Annotated in this window: 20 protein-coding genes; 11 read left to right on the top strand and 9 right to left on the bottom strand. The window is 71.9% G+C overall.

The window, feature by feature from the left end; all coding sequences use genetic code 11:
* Positions 1 to 139: 139 nt before the first annotated feature.
* Positions 140 to 316 carry a cbb3-type cytochrome c oxidase subunit I gene (locus tag ACLBWX_RS20705; protein WP_447678863.1) on the top strand — a complete coding sequence of 59 codons (177 nt, stop codon included), beginning with the start codon at positions 140 to 142 and terminating at the stop codon, positions 314 to 316.
* A 410-nt stretch (positions 317 to 726) separates the two neighbouring features.
* Here the strand turns inward: ACLBWX_RS20705 and ACLBWX_RS20700 are convergent, their stop codons facing one another.
* From ACLBWX_RS20700 to madL, 4 genes are all read right to left on the bottom strand, one after another.
* Entirely contained in the window at positions 727 to 993 is a 267-nt protein-coding gene (locus tag ACLBWX_RS20700; RefSeq protein ID WP_447678862.1) for a hypothetical protein, read from the bottom strand.
* Between the two features lie 198 nt (positions 994 to 1,191).
* A complete protein-coding gene (locus ACLBWX_RS20695; RefSeq protein WP_447678861.1) occupies positions 1,192 to 1,878 on the bottom strand; it encodes a GntR family transcriptional regulator in 687 nt (228 codons plus the stop codon).
* A 35-nt stretch (positions 1,879 to 1,913) separates the two neighbouring features.
* Positions 1,914 to 2,678 (bottom strand): malonate transporter subunit MadM, encoded by a 765-nt coding sequence (gene madM, locus ACLBWX_RS20690; RefSeq protein WP_447678860.1) that lies wholly within the window; start codon positions 2,676 to 2,678, stop codon positions 1,914 to 1,916.
* 4 nt (positions 2,679 to 2,682) lie between these two features.
* Complete coding sequence (gene madL, locus ACLBWX_RS20685) at positions 2,683 to 3,147, bottom strand: malonate transporter subunit MadL (protein WP_447678859.1); 465 nt, start codon at positions 3,145 to 3,147, stop codon at positions 2,683 to 2,685.
* A gap of 223 nt (positions 3,148 to 3,370) precedes the next feature.
* On the opposite strand from madL, the gene mdcA reads away from it, so the two are divergent.
* Genes mdcA through ACLBWX_RS20645 form a run of 8 tightly spaced genes read left to right on the top strand, consistent with a single transcriptional unit; the run spans position 3,371 to position 10,473 of the window.
* Positions 3,371 to 5,017 carry a malonate decarboxylase subunit alpha gene (mdcA, locus tag ACLBWX_RS20680; protein ID WP_447678858.1) on the top strand — a complete coding sequence of 549 codons (1,647 nt, stop codon included), beginning with the start codon at positions 3,371 to 3,373 and terminating at the stop codon, positions 5,015 to 5,017.
* A 13-nt stretch (positions 5,018 to 5,030) separates the two neighbouring features.
* A complete protein-coding gene (mdcC, locus tag ACLBWX_RS20675) occupies positions 5,031 to 5,342 on the top strand; it encodes a malonate decarboxylase acyl carrier protein (RefSeq protein ID WP_447678857.1) in 312 nt (103 codons plus the stop codon).
* A complete protein-coding gene (locus ACLBWX_RS20670; RefSeq protein ID WP_447678856.1) occupies positions 5,342 to 6,274 on the top strand; it encodes a biotin-independent malonate decarboxylase subunit beta in 933 nt (310 codons plus the stop codon). Before mdcC ends, ACLBWX_RS20670 begins: the two co-directional genes overlap by 1 nt.
* 1 nt (position 6,275) lies before the next feature.
* Positions 6,276 to 6,992 (top strand): biotin-independent malonate decarboxylase subunit gamma, encoded by a 717-nt coding sequence (mdcE, locus tag ACLBWX_RS20665; protein WP_447678865.1) that lies wholly within the window; start codon positions 6,276 to 6,278, stop codon positions 6,990 to 6,992.
* The gene (gene mdcG / locus ACLBWX_RS20660) at positions 6,985 to 7,641 is read left to right on the top strand and encodes a malonate decarboxylase holo-[acyl-carrier-protein] synthase (RefSeq protein ID WP_447678855.1); all 657 of its coding nucleotides are present in this window, start codon (positions 6,985 to 6,987) and stop codon (positions 7,639 to 7,641) included. The genes mdcE and mdcG overlap by 8 nt, the downstream gene beginning before the upstream one ends.
* Positions 7,642 to 7,650: 9 nt before the next feature.
* Positions 7,651 to 8,523, top strand: coding sequence for a triphosphoribosyl-dephospho-CoA synthase MdcB (gene mdcB / locus ACLBWX_RS20655; RefSeq protein ID WP_447678854.1), 873 nt, complete (start codon positions 7,651 to 7,653; stop codon positions 8,521 to 8,523).
* Positions 8,520 to 9,443, top strand: a complete 924-nt coding sequence (locus ACLBWX_RS20650; RefSeq protein WP_447678853.1) for an acyltransferase domain-containing protein — start codon at positions 8,520 to 8,522, stop codon at positions 9,441 to 9,443. Before mdcB ends, ACLBWX_RS20650 begins: the two co-directional genes overlap by 4 nt.
* A gap of 25 nt (positions 9,444 to 9,468) precedes the next feature.
* A complete protein-coding gene (locus ACLBWX_RS20645) occupies positions 9,469 to 10,473 on the top strand; it encodes an aldo/keto reductase (protein WP_447678852.1) in 1,005 nt (334 codons plus the stop codon).
* 132 nt (positions 10,474 to 10,605) lie between these two features.
* Here the strand turns inward: ACLBWX_RS20645 and denD are convergent, their stop codons facing one another.
* The 5 genes from denD to ACLBWX_RS20620 form a co-directional block, all read right to left on the bottom strand.
* Positions 10,606 to 11,565, bottom strand: coding sequence for a D-erythronate dehydrogenase (gene denD / locus ACLBWX_RS20640; protein WP_447678851.1), 960 nt, complete (start codon positions 11,563 to 11,565; stop codon positions 10,606 to 10,608).
* A gap of 40 nt (positions 11,566 to 11,605) precedes the next feature.
* Entirely contained in the window at positions 11,606 to 12,892 is a 1,287-nt protein-coding gene (otnK, locus tag ACLBWX_RS20635) for a 3-oxo-tetronate kinase (protein ID WP_447678850.1), read from the bottom strand.
* Complete coding sequence (otnI, locus tag ACLBWX_RS20630; RefSeq protein WP_447678849.1) at positions 12,889 to 13,686, bottom strand: 2-oxo-tetronate isomerase; 798 nt, start codon at positions 13,684 to 13,686, stop codon at positions 12,889 to 12,891. The genes otnK and otnI overlap by 4 nt, the downstream gene beginning before the upstream one ends.
* An 11-nt stretch (positions 13,687 to 13,697) precedes the next feature.
* On the bottom strand, positions 13,698 to 14,633 hold the full coding sequence (ltnD, locus tag ACLBWX_RS20625; RefSeq protein ID WP_447678848.1) for an L-threonate dehydrogenase: 936 nt from the start codon (positions 14,631 to 14,633) through the stop codon (positions 13,698 to 13,700).
* A 74-nt stretch (positions 14,634 to 14,707) separates the two neighbouring features.
* The gene (locus ACLBWX_RS20620; protein ID WP_447678847.1) at positions 14,708 to 16,024 is read right to left on the bottom strand and encodes an MFS transporter; all 1,317 of its coding nucleotides are present in this window, start codon (positions 16,022 to 16,024) and stop codon (positions 14,708 to 14,710) included.
* A gap of 204 nt (positions 16,025 to 16,228) precedes the next feature.
* Here ACLBWX_RS20620 and ACLBWX_RS20615 point away from each other — a divergent pair, with 204 nt between their 5' ends.
* Positions 16,229 to 17,257 (top strand): LacI family DNA-binding transcriptional regulator, encoded by a 1,029-nt coding sequence (locus ACLBWX_RS20615; protein ID WP_447678846.1) that lies wholly within the window; start codon positions 16,229 to 16,231, stop codon positions 17,255 to 17,257.
* Positions 17,258 to 17,292: 35 nt separating this feature from the next.
* Entirely contained in the window at positions 17,293 to 17,964 is a 672-nt protein-coding gene (gene otnC / locus ACLBWX_RS20610) for a 3-oxo-tetronate 4-phosphate decarboxylase (protein WP_447678845.1), read from the top strand.
* Positions 17,965 to 18,001: the final 37 nt, after the last annotated feature.

Here is an 18,001-nt window from a genome sequence, read left to right as displayed (position 1 = left end):
AACCTGAAGGTCACAGGTTCAAATCCTGTCCCCGCAACCAAAACACACCAAAGCCCGCCCCGGTGAAAACCAGGCGGGCTTTGGGCGTTCAGGCCTCCGGCAGGCCCAGGATGTCGCTCGCCGTGTTGGTCTGGCCTCCGTGACGTCCTTCGTCTGGGGCCACCACATGTTCGTCAACGGGCGGAGCGACCTGGCCGCCCTCGCCTTCTCCTTCGCGGTGGCGGTGCCCTCGGCGCTGAAGGTCTACAACTGGACCGCCACCATCCATAAGGGCAGCCGACGCCTCGACACCCCGATGCTGTACGCCAGGGGGTAAATCGGCCGGTTCGTGCTCGGCGGCCTGACGCGGCCTCCTCCGGCGCCGCCTGCGCAACCCGGTGCGCACCTTCCTGGCGCTCCCGACGCTGTTCGCCGTGAACGTTGCGGTCGGGGCGACGCGGTCCTTCGAGCAGGTCTGGCTCGTCGAGCGCGGGGTGGTCGCCGTCATGGCGGCGATCATCCTCCGGGTGTCGATGGAGCTCCGCCACGCGCCGCCCCTGGTGCGGCTGTTCGCCTGCGTCGGGTTCGTCCGGGGCGCGATCCTGTTCGGGATGACCCTGACCGACTATCTCGCCCGCCGAACCCCCGACACGCGAAAACGGCGGGGTTCACGCCCCGCCGTTATCAGCCCGGATGGTTCGCCGCTCGAGCCGGACCGCGCCGCGCGCAGTCCGGCGGAGCGTGAATTCAGTAGGCCGGGCCGCCCGACGTGGTGCCGTAATTGGCGGTGGGCTTGTTGTTCTGCTCGGCGTTGCCGGCCTTGGCCGAGTCGTCCGCGCGGCGGGTGATCGAGCCGGTGGTCACGTCGTCGAAGGCGCCGACGACGCGGCTGCCGGGCGCGGCGGCGGCGGGGATGCCGGCCGGGGCGCTGTAGCTCTGCGCGAGGGCGGATGAGACGGGGGCGCTCAGGGTCAGGACCAGGGCAGCGGCGGCGGAAGCAAGACGATTCTTCATGATCGTGGTATCCAGATGTACAGGTCCGGTCTCCGTCAAACATTCGAGGATCAAGTCCAGGATGTCCGGGGGCCGTTCTTCTTGGTACGATCTCGATATAGGACCGGGTTTTCCGGCACGGCGTGCGCTGCAGCACCCGGTGCATGTGCTCGGCGCATTTCCAGCGCCGTCCGGGCTCCTCTCTATGCGCGTGTTGCATCACACGTCGGAATGGGCCTCGATGTAGTGGCGCAGGGCGCTGGCCGCATTGAGCATGTGGGCGCGCATGCGCCGGGCGGCCGCCTCGCCGTCGCCCTCGGCGATCGCCGCCAGGATGGCTCCGTGCTCCTCGCGCGAGCCGTGGATCCGGTCCCCGTGGCGCAGCTGTGTCCGCCGGAAGCCCGAGAGGCGGGTGCGCAGCGCCAATGCCTGCTCCTTGAGGAAGCCGTTATGCGTGGCTCCGTAGAGGGCCTCGTGGAAGCTGCGGTTCAGGGTGTCGTAGGCATCGACGTCGCCGGCCGCGACCATGTCGCCGGAGCGCGCGTGCAGGTCCATCAGGTGGCTGCGCTCCAGGGGCGTCATCCGGTAGGTGGCGAGCCGCACGCACATCGCCTCGAACTCGGCGGTGGTCTCGAACATGTCCATGATCCGCTCGGGGGTCATGCGCGTGACCACGACCCCCCGGCGCGGGCGCAGTTCCACCAGCCCGTTGAAGGCGAGCTGGCGCAGCGCCTCCCGCACGGGCGTGCGCGAGGCACCGAAGCGGTCGGCGAGGTCCTGCTCGTCGAGGGCGGTGCCGGCGGCGAGGCGGCCGGCCGCGATCTCGTCGGTGAGCGCGTTGCGGATCTGCTCCGACAGGAGCCCGCGCTCCGCCCCCTGCTCGTCCATTTCGCCCTCGTCCGTCATTCGTTCCCTCCACAGGACGCGCGAGACCCCATCCGTCATCCCACGATCGCCCGAACCGTGAGGTAGAACAGCGAGGGACCGACGAGGCAGCCGATGCCGGTGTGGAAGGTCGCCGTCAGCGCGCCGTAGGGCACCAGCTTCGGGTCCGTGGCGGCGAGGCCCCCGGCCACGCCGCTCACCGTACCCATCAGGCCGCCGAAGGCCATGGCCGAGCGGGGATTGTCCAGGCCGATGAGCTTGGCCACCAGGGGCGTCCCGACCATGACCATCACGGCCTTGGTGACGCCGGTGGCGATGGAGAGCGCCATCACGGCCGAGTCCGCGCCGAGCGCCGCCCCGGTCACCGGCCCGACGATGTAGGTCACGGCGCCCGCGCCGATCGTCGTGATGCTGACGGCGTCGGTGTAGCCGAAGGCCACCGCCGTGAGCGCCCCGACGATGAAGGGGATCACGGTGCCGAGGCCCAGCGCCAGGACGCCGAGGAAGCCGGCACGGCGCGCCTCCACCACGTCGACCTCGAAGGCGGTGGCCACGATGGCGAAGTCGCGCAGCATCGCCCCGCCCATGAGGCCGATCCCGGCGAAGACCGGCAGGTCGGCGACCCCCTTCTTGCCGCCCGTATAGAGGCCGGCGACGTAGGCGAGCACCAGCCCGAGCACGATGGCGATGGCCGAGCCGTGGACTCGGCCGGCGGTGAGGCGCTTGCCGGCGAAGTTCGAGATCAGCATCAGCCCGCCGACGACCGCGAAGGCGGCCACCAGGCTCTGTTCGACGAAGACGTGTTCGATCATGTGCAGCATGGGATCACGCCTTCCGGACGGCGTGGGGCGGCGCGACGGGCGCCGCCCCGTCGTCGTCGAGGTCGCCGCCGATGACCGCACCGCCGTGTCGGACCTGGGCGTCCTCCGCCGGCTCGCGCCGCCCGAAGTGGCCGAGCACAGCGACACAGGCGAAGCAGAGCAGCAGCGAGACCGTGGCCGCGATGAGCACGATCGGCCCGCCGCGCACGGCCGCCACCACGTTCTGCTGCGCGGCCATCGCCACCACGATGGGGATGTACATGGTCGACCAGAACTCGACCCCGAGCTTGATCCCGCCGCCGAGCTTGCCCCGGGCGAGGAGCCAGGAGCGGGCGGCGATGAGCAGGATCATGGCGAGGCCGACGCCGCCGACATTGGCCTTCACCCCGAGGGCGACGCCCAGAAGGTCGCCGAGGAACACGCCGATCAGCGTGCAGAGCGCGAGGAGCGCGACGCCGAAGATGGTCATCGGACGTTCTCCCGCGTTGTCGGAAGCGATGGGTGAAATGCACACGGCATGGGGCGTCCCTCCTGGGTATGCGGTGATTCGTTTCTTTATGGGACTCAGTATACAGTTGATTGACAACAGCGCAATTTGGAATACTGAATAGCGGCGAGAACGATGTCCAGCATGTCGTGGGGCGCCATTTGCGCCAATTCGTATACGCAGCGTGGGGCGGGGAGCGGACGGGATGATGGATTGGCGCCAGGAACGCACCGCCCGCGAGGCGCGCCTCGCACGGGCGCAGCGCCACGCGGAGGGCAAGGTCGTGCCGGCCGGGCGGGTCGTCGACCTTCTCGAGGCGATCCTCCAGCCGGGCGACCGGGTCTGCCTGGAGGGCGACAACCAGAAGCAGGCCGATTGCCTGGCGCGGGGTCTCTCCGCCTGCGATCCGACCCGGGTCCACGACCTGCACATGGTGCAGTCGGGCATCGTCCTGCCCGAGCACCTCGACATCTTCGAGCAGGGCATCGCCCGGCGGCTCGACTACTCGTATTCCGGGCCCCAGGGCGGCCGCATCGCCAAGATGCTCTACGGCGGCCAGATCGAGCTCGGGGCGGTGCACACCTACCTCGAACTCTTCGCGCGCTACTTCGTCGACCTGACGCCGAACGTGGCCCTGATCGCGGGGGTCTCGGCCGACCGGGACGGCAACCTCTATACGGGGCCCAACACCGAGGACACGCCCACCGTGGTGGAGGCGACCGCCTTCAAGAACGGCGTGGTGGTGGCGCAGGTCAACGAGATCGTCGACCGGGTGCCCCGGGTCGACATTCCCGGTGACCGGGTCGATTTCGTGGTGGAGGCCGACAAACCGTTCTACGTCGAACCGCTCTTCACCCGCGACCCAGGCGCCGTGACCGAGACGCAGATCCTGATGGCCATGATGGCGATCAAGGGCATCTACGCCGCGTACGGCATCCGCCGCCTCAACCACGGCATCGGCTTCGGCACGGCGGCGATCGAGCTGCTGCTCCCGACCTATGCCGAGCGCCTCGGCCTGAAGGGCCAGATCGCGACCCACTGGGCGCTCAATCCGCATCCGAGCCTGATCCCGGCCATCGAATCCGGCTGGGTCAAGCAGATCCACTGCTTCGGCTCCGAGGTCGGCATGGACAAGTACATCCGTGCCCGGCCGGACGTGTTCTTCACGGGCTCCGACGGGTCCCTGCGCTCGAACCGGGCCTTCTGCCAGACGGCGGGCCTCTATGCCTGCGACCTGTTCATCGGCTCGACCCTGCAGATCGACCTCCAGGGGCATTCCTCCACCGTCACCACCAACCGGGTGGCGGGCTTCGGCGGCGCGCCGAACATGGGCTCGGACCCGCATGGGCGGCGCCATCCCTCCGACACCTGGATGAAGGCCGGACGAGAGGCCGGCGGCACGGGCGATCCGGCTCTGCGGCGCGGGCGCAAGCTCGTGGTGCAGCTCGTCGAGACCTTCGGCGACAAGCTGGTGCCGGCCTTCGTGGAGCGGCTCGACGCCCTCGAACTCGCGAAGAAACTCGACCTCGAGCTCGCCCCCGTGATGGTCTATGCCGACGACGTGACCCACATCGTCACCGAGGAGGGCATCGCCAACCTGCTGCTGTGCCGGACGCTCGATGAGCGCGAGCAGGCGATCCGGGGTGTGGCGGGTTACACCGATGTGGGCCGCGGCCGCGACCACGCCGAGGTCGAGCGCCTGAGGGCGCGGGGCATCATCCAGCGCCCCGAGGATCTCGGCATCGAGCCCCTCGACGCCGATCGCTCGCTGCTGGCGGCGCGCTCGATCAAGGACCTCGTGCACTGGTCGGGCGGCCTCTACGAGCCGCCGGCCAAGTTCCGGAACTGGTGAGGGATTTCGCGTCATGGAGAAGCTGAGCTTCCGCCACACCACCCGGACGGCGCTCCCCGGCACGCGGGCCAGCGCGATCACCGGGGTCGTCGCCTCCGGCAACCTCGAAGTGCTGCTGGAGCGCAACCTGGCGCCCGACGCCTGCCATGTGGAGATCGACACCGCCATCAAGGGCTACGGCGCGGTCTGGGCCGCGGTGGTGGCCGATTTCGTGGCCCGGCGGCAGCCGGGCGGGCTGACCATCACCATCAACGACGGGGGTGCCCGCCCCGACACCGTGTCCCTGCGCCTCGCCCAGGGCGCGCGCCTGATGGAGCTGCCGTGATGGATTGGAAGCCGGTCGCCCTCTCCGCCGCGCCCCTCGACCAGAGCTGGTACGAGGCGAGCGCCCGCGCCCGCCTCGCCGGCCTCCTCGACGCGGACAGCGTCGAGGAATTCATCGGCCCCGAGCAGCGGATGATGAGCCCGCACCTGCCGCTGTTCGACCTGCCCCGCGCCTTCGACGATGGCATGATCGTCGGGCGGGGGCGCCTCGACGGTCGGGATGTCCTGGTCGCCGCCCAGGAGGGCCGCTTCATGGGCGGGGCCTTCGGCGAGGTCCACGGCGCCAAGCTCGTCGGCCTGCTGCGGGCAGCGCTCGTCGTGAAGCCCGCCGCCGTGCTGATCCTGTTCGACACCGGGGGCGTGCGCCTGCAGGAGGCCAATGCCGGCGAGACGGCCATCGCCGAGATCATGCGGGCGATCACCCAGGTCCGCGCCGCCGGCATTCCCGTCGTCGGCCTGATCGGCGGCCGGGCCGGCTGCTACGGCGGCGGCGGTCTCATCGCCGGCACCTGCGCGCGCCTCGTCATCTCGGAGGGCGGTCGCCTCAGCGTCTCCGGCCCCGAGGTGATCGAGACCAACAAGGGCGCCGAGGAATTCGATTCCCGTGACCGGGCCCTCGTCTGGCGCACCATGGGCGGCAAGCACCGGCGGCTGCTGGGCGCGGCCGACGCCTTCGCGGCCGACACGATCGGGGCGTTTCGCGCGGCCGCCCTGGCCGCGATCGCGAAGGCCCCGGCCTTCGACCTGGAAACCCTGGAGGCCGAGCAGGCCCGGCTCGAGGCCCGCATCGCGCGCTTCGGCGACGCCCGGGACGCCACCGAGATCTGGGGCCGCCTCGGCGTCAACGACCCCGACGCCGTGCCGGGCCTGACCACCGAGGGCTTCGACGCCCTGCTCGACAGCCTGCCGGAGGGGTCCCACGATGCCCGATAAGATGCCCCTCGAAACCCTCCTCGCCTCTCTCTTCCCGGCGGGGCACGCCGTCACGGTGGCGGACGGGCTGATCACCGGCGAGGGACCCCTGAACGACGGCCGCCTCGCCGTGATCGGCATCGACGGCGACACGGCCCTCGGGATCGAGGGCGCCTGCCTCCTGGCGGGGCGCGTCCTCGACGTGGTGCGGGCCGGCGGCGCCACGCCGATTCTCGTGCTCATCGATTCCGACAGCCAGCGCATGAGCCGGCGCGACGAACTCCTCGGCCTCAACGAGTACCTCGCGCATCTCGCCAAGGCGCTGCTGCTGGCCGACGCGCAGGGCCATCCGACCATCGGCCTGCTCTACGGCCACAGCGCGGCCGGTGCCTTCATCGCCACGGCCCTGGCCACCCGCATGCTTGCGGGGCTGCCCGGCGCACATCCGAGCGTGATGGATCTTCCCTCCGTGGCCCGCGTCACCAAGCTGCCCTTGGAGACCCTGCAGGACATGGCCCGCACGACCTCGGTCTTCGCGCCCGGCCTCGACAACATGGTCCAGGCCGGCGCCGTGCAGGCGACCCTCGACCCCGACAAGCCCCTCGGTCCCCAGATCGCCGCGCTGATCGCGGACAGCCCGGCGGCCGATACCCGCGACGCGCTGGGCCGCGAACGCGGCGGGCGCCTGCTGGCCCACGACATCGCCGCCCGCGTCATTCGCGAGGCGCAGGGTGCGTGAGGTCGCGCGCCACGACCTGCTCGCGGTGGCGCCCGCCGCCTGGGGCCGGCTGCTGACGCAGCGGCCGGATCTCGACGGGATTCCGCACCTCGCGGATTGGGCCGCGCGCCGCTGGCCCGTGATCGTGCGCCGCCGCGTGCCCGGCGAGGATGGCGCCCTGGTTCCGGCCGGGCTGCCGCTGCCGCCCGCTCTCGGAAAGCGCCGCATCGGCCTCGCGCTCCCGCCCGAGGCGGTGCGACCGCGCCGGGGCCTGACCCTGGCCGAGGCGCGCGCGGCCGCGCCCGCCGCCTGGAACCCCGTGCTGGACGCGCTCCTGGCCCACGGGGCCGCCCACGGCCACGAACCGCGCGTGTTCGGCGGACTGCTCTGGCAGGCCCTGACGGGCCTTCCCTACCTCTCGGCCACCTCCGACCTCGACCTGCTCTGGCCCGGCCCGGTCGACCAGGCCTTCCTCGACGGCCTCGCAGGTATCGCGGCGCGGGCGCCGATGCGCCTCGACGGCGAGATCGGCCTCGCCGACGGATTTGCCGTGAACTGGCGCGAGCTGCACGCGGCCGGACCCGGCGGCTCGGTCCTGGCCAAGGGCCTGGAGCGGCTGGAGCTCCGGCCGGTCGCGGCCCTCCTGACCGCCCTGCCTCCGGCGGCCTGAGCCATGCCGATGCCCGCCCTCGCGCCGATGCCCGCTCGCCTGTCGGAGACCCGGTTCCCCGCTCCGGATTTCGGCGGCCCGGACCGGATCGCCCGCCTCGCCACGCAATGCCTGCGCCTGGAGCTCGCCACCTATCCGAAGCCCGGCCTCGTCAGCCATGTGGATTGCGGCAGCCATTCGGACATGGATGCGGACACCTTCCGGGCGAGTGCGTCCGCCCTGGAACCCTTTTTTGCGGACCTCGCCGCGGCGGGATCCACCGGGGCCGCCATGGCCGAACTGCGCCGCATCGGCCTCGCTGCGGAAGCGGCGATGCGGGCGGCGACGGGGGGCGTGAACACGCACCGCGGCGCCATCTTCGGCCTGGGACTCCTCAGCGCCGCGGCCGGTGCCCTGGGTCCGTGCCCGGCGGCCGGCAGTCTCGGCGCCCATGTCCGCGAACACTACGCCGACGCCATCCTGGACGGCCCCGAACTGCTGCATGCGCCCGGCGCGCGGGCGCGCAGGCGCCACGGCGTCGGCGGCGCGCCGGCCGAGGCTGCGGCCGGGTTTCCGACCCTCTACGCGATCGGCCTGCCGGCCCTGCGCCGCGCCCGTGCCCGGCGTCCCGAGCCACCCGAGGCGGCGCGGGTGGAAGCCTGCCTCGCCCTCATCGCGCGCCTGGAGGACACCAACCTCCTGCATCGCGGCGGCTCGGAGGGCTTCGCCTTCGCGCGGGCGCGAGCCGCCCGCTTGCTCGCCGAGGGCGGCGTCGCCCGGGACGACTGGTTCGCGCGGGCGGAAGCCCTGCACAGGGCCTTCGTCGCCCGCCGCCTCAGCCCCGGTGGAGCGGCCGACCTCCTCGCCATGACGCTGTTCGTCGATGCCTGGGAGCGGCCATGACCCTCGCGGTCCTGCTCTCCGGCCAGGGCGGCCAGCATCCCGGGATGTTCGACCTCACGGCCGACCTTCCGGAGGCTCAGGGCGTCTTCGCGGCCGCAACGCCCTTGCTCGGGCGGGATCCGCGCGACCTCGTGCGCTCGGGGGACGACCTGCACGCCAACCGCACCGGGCAGATCCTGTGCTGCGTCGCCGGTCTGGCCGCCTGGACCCTGGTTCGGGCGGCGCAACCCGCGCGCGCCGTGGTGGTGGGCTACAGCATCGGCGATCTCGCGGCCTTCGGCTGCGCCGGCCTGTTCGCGCCCGAGACGGTGCTGCGGCTCGCCGCCGCCCGCGCCGAGGCGATGGATGCGGCGGCCGGTCCCGGCTACGGCCTCGCCGGCCTGCGCGGCTTGCCCGCCGCGCGGGCCTTCGCCATGGCGGAGGGGCATGCGTGCCATCCGGCGATCCGCAACGCCGCCGACAGCGTGGTGGTGGGCGGGCCCGTCGCGGCGCTGGACGCCCTCTGCGCGCAGGCCCTGGCGGCGGGCGCGGCCCGGGCCGTTCGCCTGCCCGTGCACATCCCTTCGCACACGCCGCTCCTCGCGCAGGCCGCCGAAGCCTTCCGCGCGCGCCTTCGGGCGGCCCCCCTGGCGACCCCGCCGCGTCCGGCTCCGCGCCTCCTCAGCGGCCTCGACGGGGCGGCGGTGTTCCGGCCGGAGACGGGGCTGGCCAAGCTCGCCGCACAGGTCGCGCAGACCCTGGACTGGGCCGCCTGCCTGGAGGGCGTCGGCGAATTCGGGGCCGGCAAGGTGCTCGAGCTCGGCCCCGGCCACGCCCTCGCCACCATGGCCCGCACGGCCTTGCCTGAGGCGCAGGTTCACGCGCTGGAGGATTTTCGCCGGTCAGACGGTGTGGTCCAATGGATCAAGGACGGGGCCTGAACCCCGACGGAGTGAAACGCACACGATGCAGTATCGCAATCTCGGCCGCTCGGGCCTCAAGGTCTCGCCGCTTTGCCTCGGCACGATGATGTTCGGCGGCCCCACCGACGAGGCCACCGCCGGCCGCATCATCGACAGCGCCCGGGGCGCCGGCATCAACTTCCTCGACACCGCCGACGTCTACAACGAGGGCCGGTCCGAGGAGGTGGTGGGCCGGGCGATCGCTCAGGACCGCGAGGCCTGGGTGCTCGCCACCAAGGTCGCCAACCCGATGGGTCCGGGCGTTAACGATCGCGGCCTGTCGCGCGCCCACGTGCTGCGCGCCGCCGAGGCCAGCCTCCGGCGGCTCGGTACCGACGTCATCGACATCTACTACCTCCACAAGGAGGACCACACCACGCCGCTCGCCGAGACCATCGGCGCCATCGCGCTCCTCGTGCGGCAGGGCAAGATCCGGTACTTCGGCGTCTCGAACTACCGGGCCTGGCGCGTCGCCGAGATCTGCCGGCTGTGCGACGATCTCGGCATCGACCGGCCCGTGGTGAGCCAGCCCTACTACAACGCCCTGAACCGGATGCCCGAGACCGAGCACCTGCCGGCCTGCGCCCATTACGGCCTCGGTGTGGTGCCCTACTCGCCGCTGGCCCGGGGCGTTCTCACCGCCAAGTACGACCCCGCTGCCCCGCCGCCCGAGGGGACCCGCGCCGGCCGTCAGGACACCCGCATGATGCAGACGGAATGGCGGCCGGAATCCCTGGTGATCGCCCGGACCTTCCAGGCCCACGCGGCCACGCGCGGCCTGACGGCGGGGCAGTTCGCGGTGAACTGGGTCCTGGCCAACCGCACCGTCACCTCGGTCATCGCCGGCCCGCGCACGGAGGCGCAGTGGGACGAGTATCTGGACGCGCTGGGCTACGCCTTCACCGACGCGGACGAAGCCCTGGTCGACGCCCACGTGGTCACCGGCCACCCCTCGACGCCGGGCTACAACGACCCGGCCTACCCGATCGAGGGCCGCGTACGGGGGTAGGCGCCTCCCCCCCCTGGTCGGGGGATCGACGGTGGGGGCGGCTCCGCTGGCCTCCGCACGGTGAAGGTCTCCCAACCACCCCCACCCCCTTCCCCTCCCCGCAAGGGGAGGGGAAGGGGCCGGCGCCCGCTCTCAGCCCCGCGTCTCGACGATGTGCAGTTCCACCAGCGCGTCGAAGTTCGCGTCGCCCTTGAACCCCAGATCGAGGGCGCGGCGCGTGTCGAAGGCCTCCGGCCAGGTCTCGACGATGGCCTGGATCGCCGGATCCGGCGCGCGCCGGATCAGTGCCACCGCCGCGTCGCCGGCGACCCGGCGCAGGGCCTCGATCTCGTCGGCCACCGTCGCGGAGAGACCCGGCATGGTGAGGCTGCGGCGCAGGCCCAGGGGAGCGAGGTCGATACGGGCGGCGTGCAGGAGGTAATCGGTGGCCGAGCGCGGGCTGGCGAACCAGTGGCGCACGGTGTCGGGCACCGGCAGGATCGCTTCCTGGCCGGCCAGCGGCTCGCGGATGATCCCGGAGAAGAACCCGGAGGCCGCCTTGTTGGGCTTGCCCGGGCGCACGCAGATGGTGGGCAGGCGCAGGCCGATGCCGTCGAGGAAGCCGCGCCGGCTGTAGTCGGCGAGCAGCAATTCGCCCATCGCCTTCTGCGTGCCGTAGGAAGTGGCCGGCGTCAGGATCATGTCGTCGGGGATGACGCTCGGAAGCGGCGGCCCGAACACCGCCAGCGACGAGGTGAAGACCACGCGCGGGCGGTAGCCCTCGGCGGTGTGGGCCTGCCGGATCGCGTCGAGGAGCAGGCGGGTGGCGTCGAGATTGACCCGGTAGCCCTTCTCCAGGTCGGCCTCGGCCTCGCCGGAGACGATCGCCGCGAGGTGGAAGATCACGTCCGGCCGGCCGATCAGCGCGGCCTCCGCCGCGCCGGGGCTCGAGAGGTCGGCGGCGGCGGTGACGACGGAGCCGGTGAAGCCGGCGGGCGCCGTCGGCTCCACCACGTCCACCAGGGTGAGGGCGCGGGCGTCGCCCGCTGCTGCGAGGGCGTCGGTGAGGCGCCGGCCGATCATGCCGGCGGCGCCGAGGATGAGTGCGTGCATGGGTGGTCCGTTTCTGGGTGGTCCGTCTCCGGAGATCGGGTCAGCGCATCAGGTCGAGGGCACGGGGAAAGAAGTCGGGTCCACCGAAATTGCCGGATTTCAGGGCGAGCAGCATGTCCGCGCCCTGCCCCAGCGTGCGGAGCACCGGCACCCCGGCGGCGATCTCGGGCCCGAGCCGGAAGGCCTTCAGCCCGAGCCGGTCGACGACCGCTCCCGACGTCTCACCACCCGCGACCACGAGGCGGCGCACGCCCCGCGCCACCAGGGCTTCCGCGATGCGGGCCAATGCGCCCTCGATGGCGTGGCCGACCCGGTCGCCGCCGTGGCGGGCCTGGAGCGCCCGCACCGTCTCGGGCTCTGCGCTGCTGGCGATGAGGACGGGACCGGTGCCGATATGCGCGCCGGCCCAGGCCAGGACGGCCTCGATCTCGGCCTCGGTCTCGGCCTCGCCGGCGAGCAGCCGCTCGGGGTTCAGGCGGCGCACCGGCATCAGGGCCTCGGCCGCCGCGATCTGGCCGAGCGTCGCCTGCGAGCAGCTGCCGGCGAGGCAGGCGGCCAGGCCGCCCGACGGCGCGCCGAGATCCGCCGCGCTGTCGGGTGCGGAGGCGCGCCCGGCCGCGACCAGGGCACGGGCGAGGCCGAGGCCGAGGCCCGAGGCGCCCACGGAGACGCGGTGGCCGAGCGCAGCCGCGCCCAGGGTCTCGAGGTCGGCCTCGACGACGGCGTCCGCGATGGCCGCGCCCACGCCCTCGGCGGCGAGGGCATCGAGGCGCGCGGCCACGGCCTCGGGGCCTTGCGCCACGGTGGCGAAATCCACGAGGCCCACGGGCGCGGCGCTCTGCCGGGCCAGCACCCGCACGAGGTTGGCGTCCCGCATCGGGTTGAGGGGATGGTCCTTGAGGGGGCTCTCGTTCAGCGGCGCCGCGCCGACGAAGAGGTTGCCCTGGTAAACGGTGCGCCCCGTCTCCGGGAAGGCGGGGGTGACGAGGGCGATGGCCGCGCCGGCATCGGCCCGCAGGGCGTCCATCACGGGGCCGATATTGCCCGCGTCGGTGGAATCGAAGGTCGAGCAGATCTTGAACAGGACGTGGTCCGCACCCCGCCCGCGCAGCCAGGCCTCGGCCGCGCGGGAGCGCGCCACGGCCTCCGCGGCCGGAATGGAGCGGCTCTTCAGGGCCACCACCACGGCGTCGACGCCAGCGAGATCCAGGTCGTCGGCGGGGATGCCGATGGTCTGCACCGTGCGCAGGCCTCCCTTGGTCAGGGTGTTGGCGAGGTCCGAGGCGCCGGTATAGTCGTCGGCCACCGATCCGAGGGCGAGACTCATCGGCCGGCCTCCCGGGCCTGGGAGGTGCGATAGGGCGCGAACCAGCCCAGGCCCGCCTCCGTGCCGGCGGCCGGGTTGTACTCGCAGCCGACGAAGCCCGTGTAGCCGAGCCGGTCGAGTTCGGCGAACAGGAAGGCGTCGTTCATCTCGCCGGTGCCGGGCTCGTGCCGGGCCGGGACGCTCGCGGTCTGCACGTGCCCGATCATCGGCATCAGGTCGCGCAGGCGCGTGGTCACGTCCCCGTGCAGGATCTGGCAGTGGTAGAGGTCGAACTGGAGCTTGAGGTTCGGCAGGGCGAGCGCCTCGATCAGCCGGGCGGCGGCGCCGAAATCATCGAGGAAGTAGCCCGGCATGTTGCGGGCGTTGATCGGCTCCAGCACGAGGTCGAGCCCTTCGCGCTCCGCACGCTCGGCGGTCCAGGCCACGGCCCGGCGATAGGCGTCCTGCGCCCCGCGATCGCGGGCATCGGCCATGCCGGCCATGAGGTGGAGCCGGGCGACGCCTGTGGCCTTCGCGTAGGTCAGGCCGGTCTCGACGCCCGCCTGCAGCTCCGCGAACCGGTCGGCCAAGGCCGCGAGGCCACGCTCGCCGGCCGCCCAGTCGCCGGGCGGCAGGTTGAACAGGGCCTGGGTCAGGCCGAACCGCGCCAGGCGCTCGGCGATGGCCTCAGGCGGATGCTCGTAGGGGAACAGGAACTCGACCGCGGTGAAGCCAGCCTCCGCGGCGGCGGCGAAGCGGTCGAGGAACGCATGTTCCGTGAACATCAGGGTGAGGTTGGCGGCAAAGCGCGGCATCGGTTCCTCCCTCAGGCCTTGGCCGACGGCAGGGTGACGCCGGCCACCTGCGCGTAGAGGCGGGCCACCGAGGCGTCGTCGTCCCGGCCCATGCCGGAGCCGGACGCCATCAGGAACATCTGGAGCGCGGCGGCGGCCACCGGCACGGGATACGTCTCCGCCCGCGCCATGTCCTGCACGATGCCGAGATCCTTGACGAAGATATCGACCGCGCTCTTGGGGCTGTAATCGCCGTCGAGCACGTGCGGCATGCGGTTCTCGAACATCCAGGAATTGCCGGCCGAGGCCGTGATCACCTCGTAGACCTTACGCAGATCCAGGCCCTGCTTGGCGGCAAAGCTCATCGCCTCGCTGGCGGCGGCGATGTGCACGCCGGCGAGCAGCTGGTTGATCATCTTGAAGGCGGCGCCCTGCCCGGCCGCGTCGCCGAGTTCGTAGAGCTTGCCCGCCATGGCGTCGAGGGCCGGCCGGGCGGCGTCGAAGGCCGCCTTGGTGCCGGAGGCCAGGAAGGTGAGTTCGCCCGCCGCCGCCCGCGCCGCGCCCCCGCTCATCGGGGCGTCGAGATAATGGCGCCCGGTCTCCTCCAGCCGGGCCGCGAGGCGCCGGGCGATGGCCGGATCCATGGTGGCGGAGGAGACGAACACCGCGCCTTCCCGCATGGTCTCGGCGGCCCCGTCTGGCCCGAACAGCACCGCCTCGGTCTGGGCGGCGTTGACGACGACGCAGATCACCACGTCGGCGCCCTCCGCCGCCGCCGCCGGGTTCGCCGCCGCCTGCCCTCCGCTGGCGGCAAAGCGCGACACGGCCTCCGCGTTCACGTCGCAGGCCGCGACGTCGAAGCCGGCCCGGAGGAGCGATCCGGCCATGCCGGCGCCCATGGAGCCGAGGCCGATCACGGCCGCACGGTCGTTTGCGGCCGCGCGCGGGGCGGTGGGTGCGTTGCTCATGGGATGACCCTTTGGCGGTTTGACGGGATGCGGGATGGGAAGGGCCAGCGGTGCTGGGCCGCCGGCCGTCCGCCTCAGCGGTTGACCAAGTGCTTCGGGGTGACGAACACGCAGACCGAACCGATCACCAGCATCACGGCCAAGGCGTACATGCCGGCGGCGGTGCTGCCGGTGGAGTCGCGCAGGGCCCCGATGACGTAGGGGCTGGCGAAGCCCGCGAGGTTGCCCACCGAGTTGATCAGCGCGATGCCGGCCGCGGCTCCGGCGCCGCTGAGGAAGGCGGTGGGCAGGGACCAGAACAGGGGCGCACAGGTGAGCACGCCGCCGGCGGCCACGGCGAGGGCCGCGATGGCCACGACGGTGCTGCCCGTGCTGGCGGCGACCACGAAGCCCACCGCGCCGCACAGAGCCGGGACGATGAGGTGCCAGCGGCGCTCGCGCATCCGGTCGGCGCTTCGGCCGAGCAGGATCATCACGAAGACCGCGAACAGGAACGGGATCGCGCTGACGAGGCCGATGTTCAGGTTGCCCTGGACCCCGGATGCCTTGACGATGGTCGGCATCCAGAAGGTCAGGCCGTACTGGCCCGTGACGAAGGCGAAGTAGATCAGGCTCATGAACCAGATCCGGCCGTTGCGGAACACGGTGGCGATGGAATGCGGGCTCTGCTCCTTGCCGGCGCCGTCGGCGGCGATGTCGCGCTCGATGACCTGCTTCTCGGCGGCGTCGAGCCACTTGGCCTCGGAGGGCCGGTTGTCGAGGTAGAAGAACACGGCGAGGCCCACCAGCACCGCCGGCACGGCCTCGATCACGAACATCCACTGCCAGCCGGAGAGGCCGTAGGCGCCGTTGAAGGCGTCCATGATCCAGCCGGAGAGCGGGTTGCCGAAGATGCCCGAGACGGGAATCGCCGACATGAACACCGCGATCACGCGGGCACGGCGATGGGCCGGGAACCAGGTCGTCGTGTAGAGGATCACGCCCGGGTAGAAGCCCGCCTCGGCCAGGCCCAGCAGGAAGCGCATGATGTAGAACGAAGTGGCCGAGTTCACGAACATGAACCCGGCGGAGATGATGCCCCAGGTGATCATGATGCGGGCGATCCAGACCCGGGCGCCGACCCGGTGCAGGATGACGTTCGAGGGCACCTCGAACAGGAAGTAGCCGATGAAGAACAGGCCGGCGCCGAGGCCGTAGACGGTCTCGCTGAAGCCCAGCTCCTGGGACATCTGGAGCTTGGCGAAGCCCACGTTCACACGGTCGAGATAGGCGACCACGTAGCAGAGCATCAGGAACGGCACGAGCCGCCAGAACACTTTGCGGTAGGTCTGTTCGACGAAATCCCCGGCGGGCGCATCGATGCCCCGCGCGCTGGCGGCCTGCACGCTCATGTTTCCTCCTGCCGGCGCGCTCTTCGCGTTGCCGTTCTGGCGTTGCATCGTCTTATCGCGGCACTGCTCTGTTTGGCAGCGCTTGCATCTTACCTAGCAGGGATTGGCAGCGCTGCCAATCTGATTGTTGTCATCGGCTAACCTTGCTATGGGCTTTCTCGCTCCCTTCTTCGACGAGCCTAAAGATACAGGACGAAGCCGCCGATGAACGTCCGTGAGCCCCCGCCCGCACCCGAACGCCGCCTCGTGACCCTCGCCGACGTCGCCCGCGAGGCCGGCGTCGGCGAGAGCACGGTCTCGCGGGTCCTGCGCAACCAGGGCTCGTTCTCGAAGCGGACGCAGGACCGGGTGGCGGAAGCGGTGGCCCGCCTCGGCTACGTGCCGAACCGGCTGGCCGGCATGCTGGCCGGCTCTGGCACGACGGCGGGCGCCAAGCTCGTGGGCATCATCATCCCGTCGCTGACCAACATCGTGTTTCCGGACCTCCTGCGCGGCGCCAACGCGGCCCTCGACCGGGACGGCTTCCAGAGCGTGATCGGGGTTTCGGACTACGACCCCGAGCGCGAGGAGGCCCTGATCGGCGCCCTCCTGTCCTGGCGCCCCGCCGGCCTCATCGTCACCGGCCTGGAGCACACGGTGGGCGCCGTCGCGCGCCTGCGGGCGAGCGGCATCCGCATCGTCGAGATGATCGACACCGACGGGGCCGGCCTCGACATCGTGGTGGGCTTCTCGAACCGGGCGGTGGGCTGCGACAGCGCCCGGCACCTGCTCGCGCGGGGCTACCGCCGGATCGGCTATGTCGGCCACGACATCGCGCGGGACCTGCGCGCGGCCAAGCGCCTCGCCGGCTTCCGCGAGACGCTGAAACAGGCCGGGCACCCGCTCGCGGAGACCGAGATCGCGCCGGGTCCCTCTTCGGCGGCGGCCGGGCGCGCGGCCCTGGAGCGCCTGCTCGTCCGCCGGCCCGACCTCGACGCCATCTACTTCTCCAACGACGACATGGCGCTCGGCGGCTACTTCCACTGCCTCGCGGAGGGGATCGCGGTGCCGGGGCGCCTCGCCCTGTTCGGCTTCAACGCCCTCGACATCGCCGCCGCGATGCCTCAGCCGCTGACCACCATCCGCACGCCGCGCCTGGAGATCGGGACCGCCGCCGCCGAGCGCCTCGCCGCCGACGGTCCGGCCGAGACCGTCGACCTCGGCTACGAACTGATCGCGGGCGCCACCGCCTGAGATCGCGCCTTCCTCCGCTGACCTGAAGGACCGCCATGAGCGAGACGACGCTTCGCGAACAGATCTGCCGGTTCGGCCGCTCGCTGTTCGAGCGCGGCCTGACGCCGGGCTCGTCGGGCAACATCTCCCTGCGCCTCGACGACGGCGGCTGGCTGGTGACGCCGACCAACGCCTCGCTCGGCTTCCTCGACCCGGCCACGATCTCGCGCCTCGACGCGACCGGCACCCTGGTCTCGGGCCACGCGCCCACCAAGGAGATCCCGCTCCACGCGGCGCTCTACGACAGCCGGCGGCAAGCCCGCGCCATCGTCCACCTGCACTCGACCCACGCGGTGGCGGTGTCGATGCTGCCCGAGATCGACCCGAAGGCGGTGCTGCCGCCGCTCACGCCCTATTATCTCATGCGGGCCGGGGCCACGGCCCTGGTGCCCTATTACCGGCCGGGCGACCCGGCGGTGGCGGATGCGATCCGGGGCCTTGCCGGCCGCTATGCCTCGGTGCTGCTGGCCAATCACGGCCCGGTGGTGGCCGGCTCCACCCTGGAGAACGCGGTCTTCGCCACCGAGGAATTGGAGGAGACGGCCAAGCTCTACCTTCTCCTGCGCAACCTCAACCCGCGCCACCTCAGCCCGGGCCAGGTGCAGGACCTCGTCAGCCATTTCGGCCTGACCCTGCCGGAGCCCGACGGGCACGACCACGACCACTGAGCGGCGCGCTCGAAATCCTACGTCACCGCGCACCGCT

Source organism: Methylobacterium sp. M6A4_1b (assembly GCF_053345175.1).
This window is presented reverse-complemented; position numbering and strand designations above follow the sequence as displayed.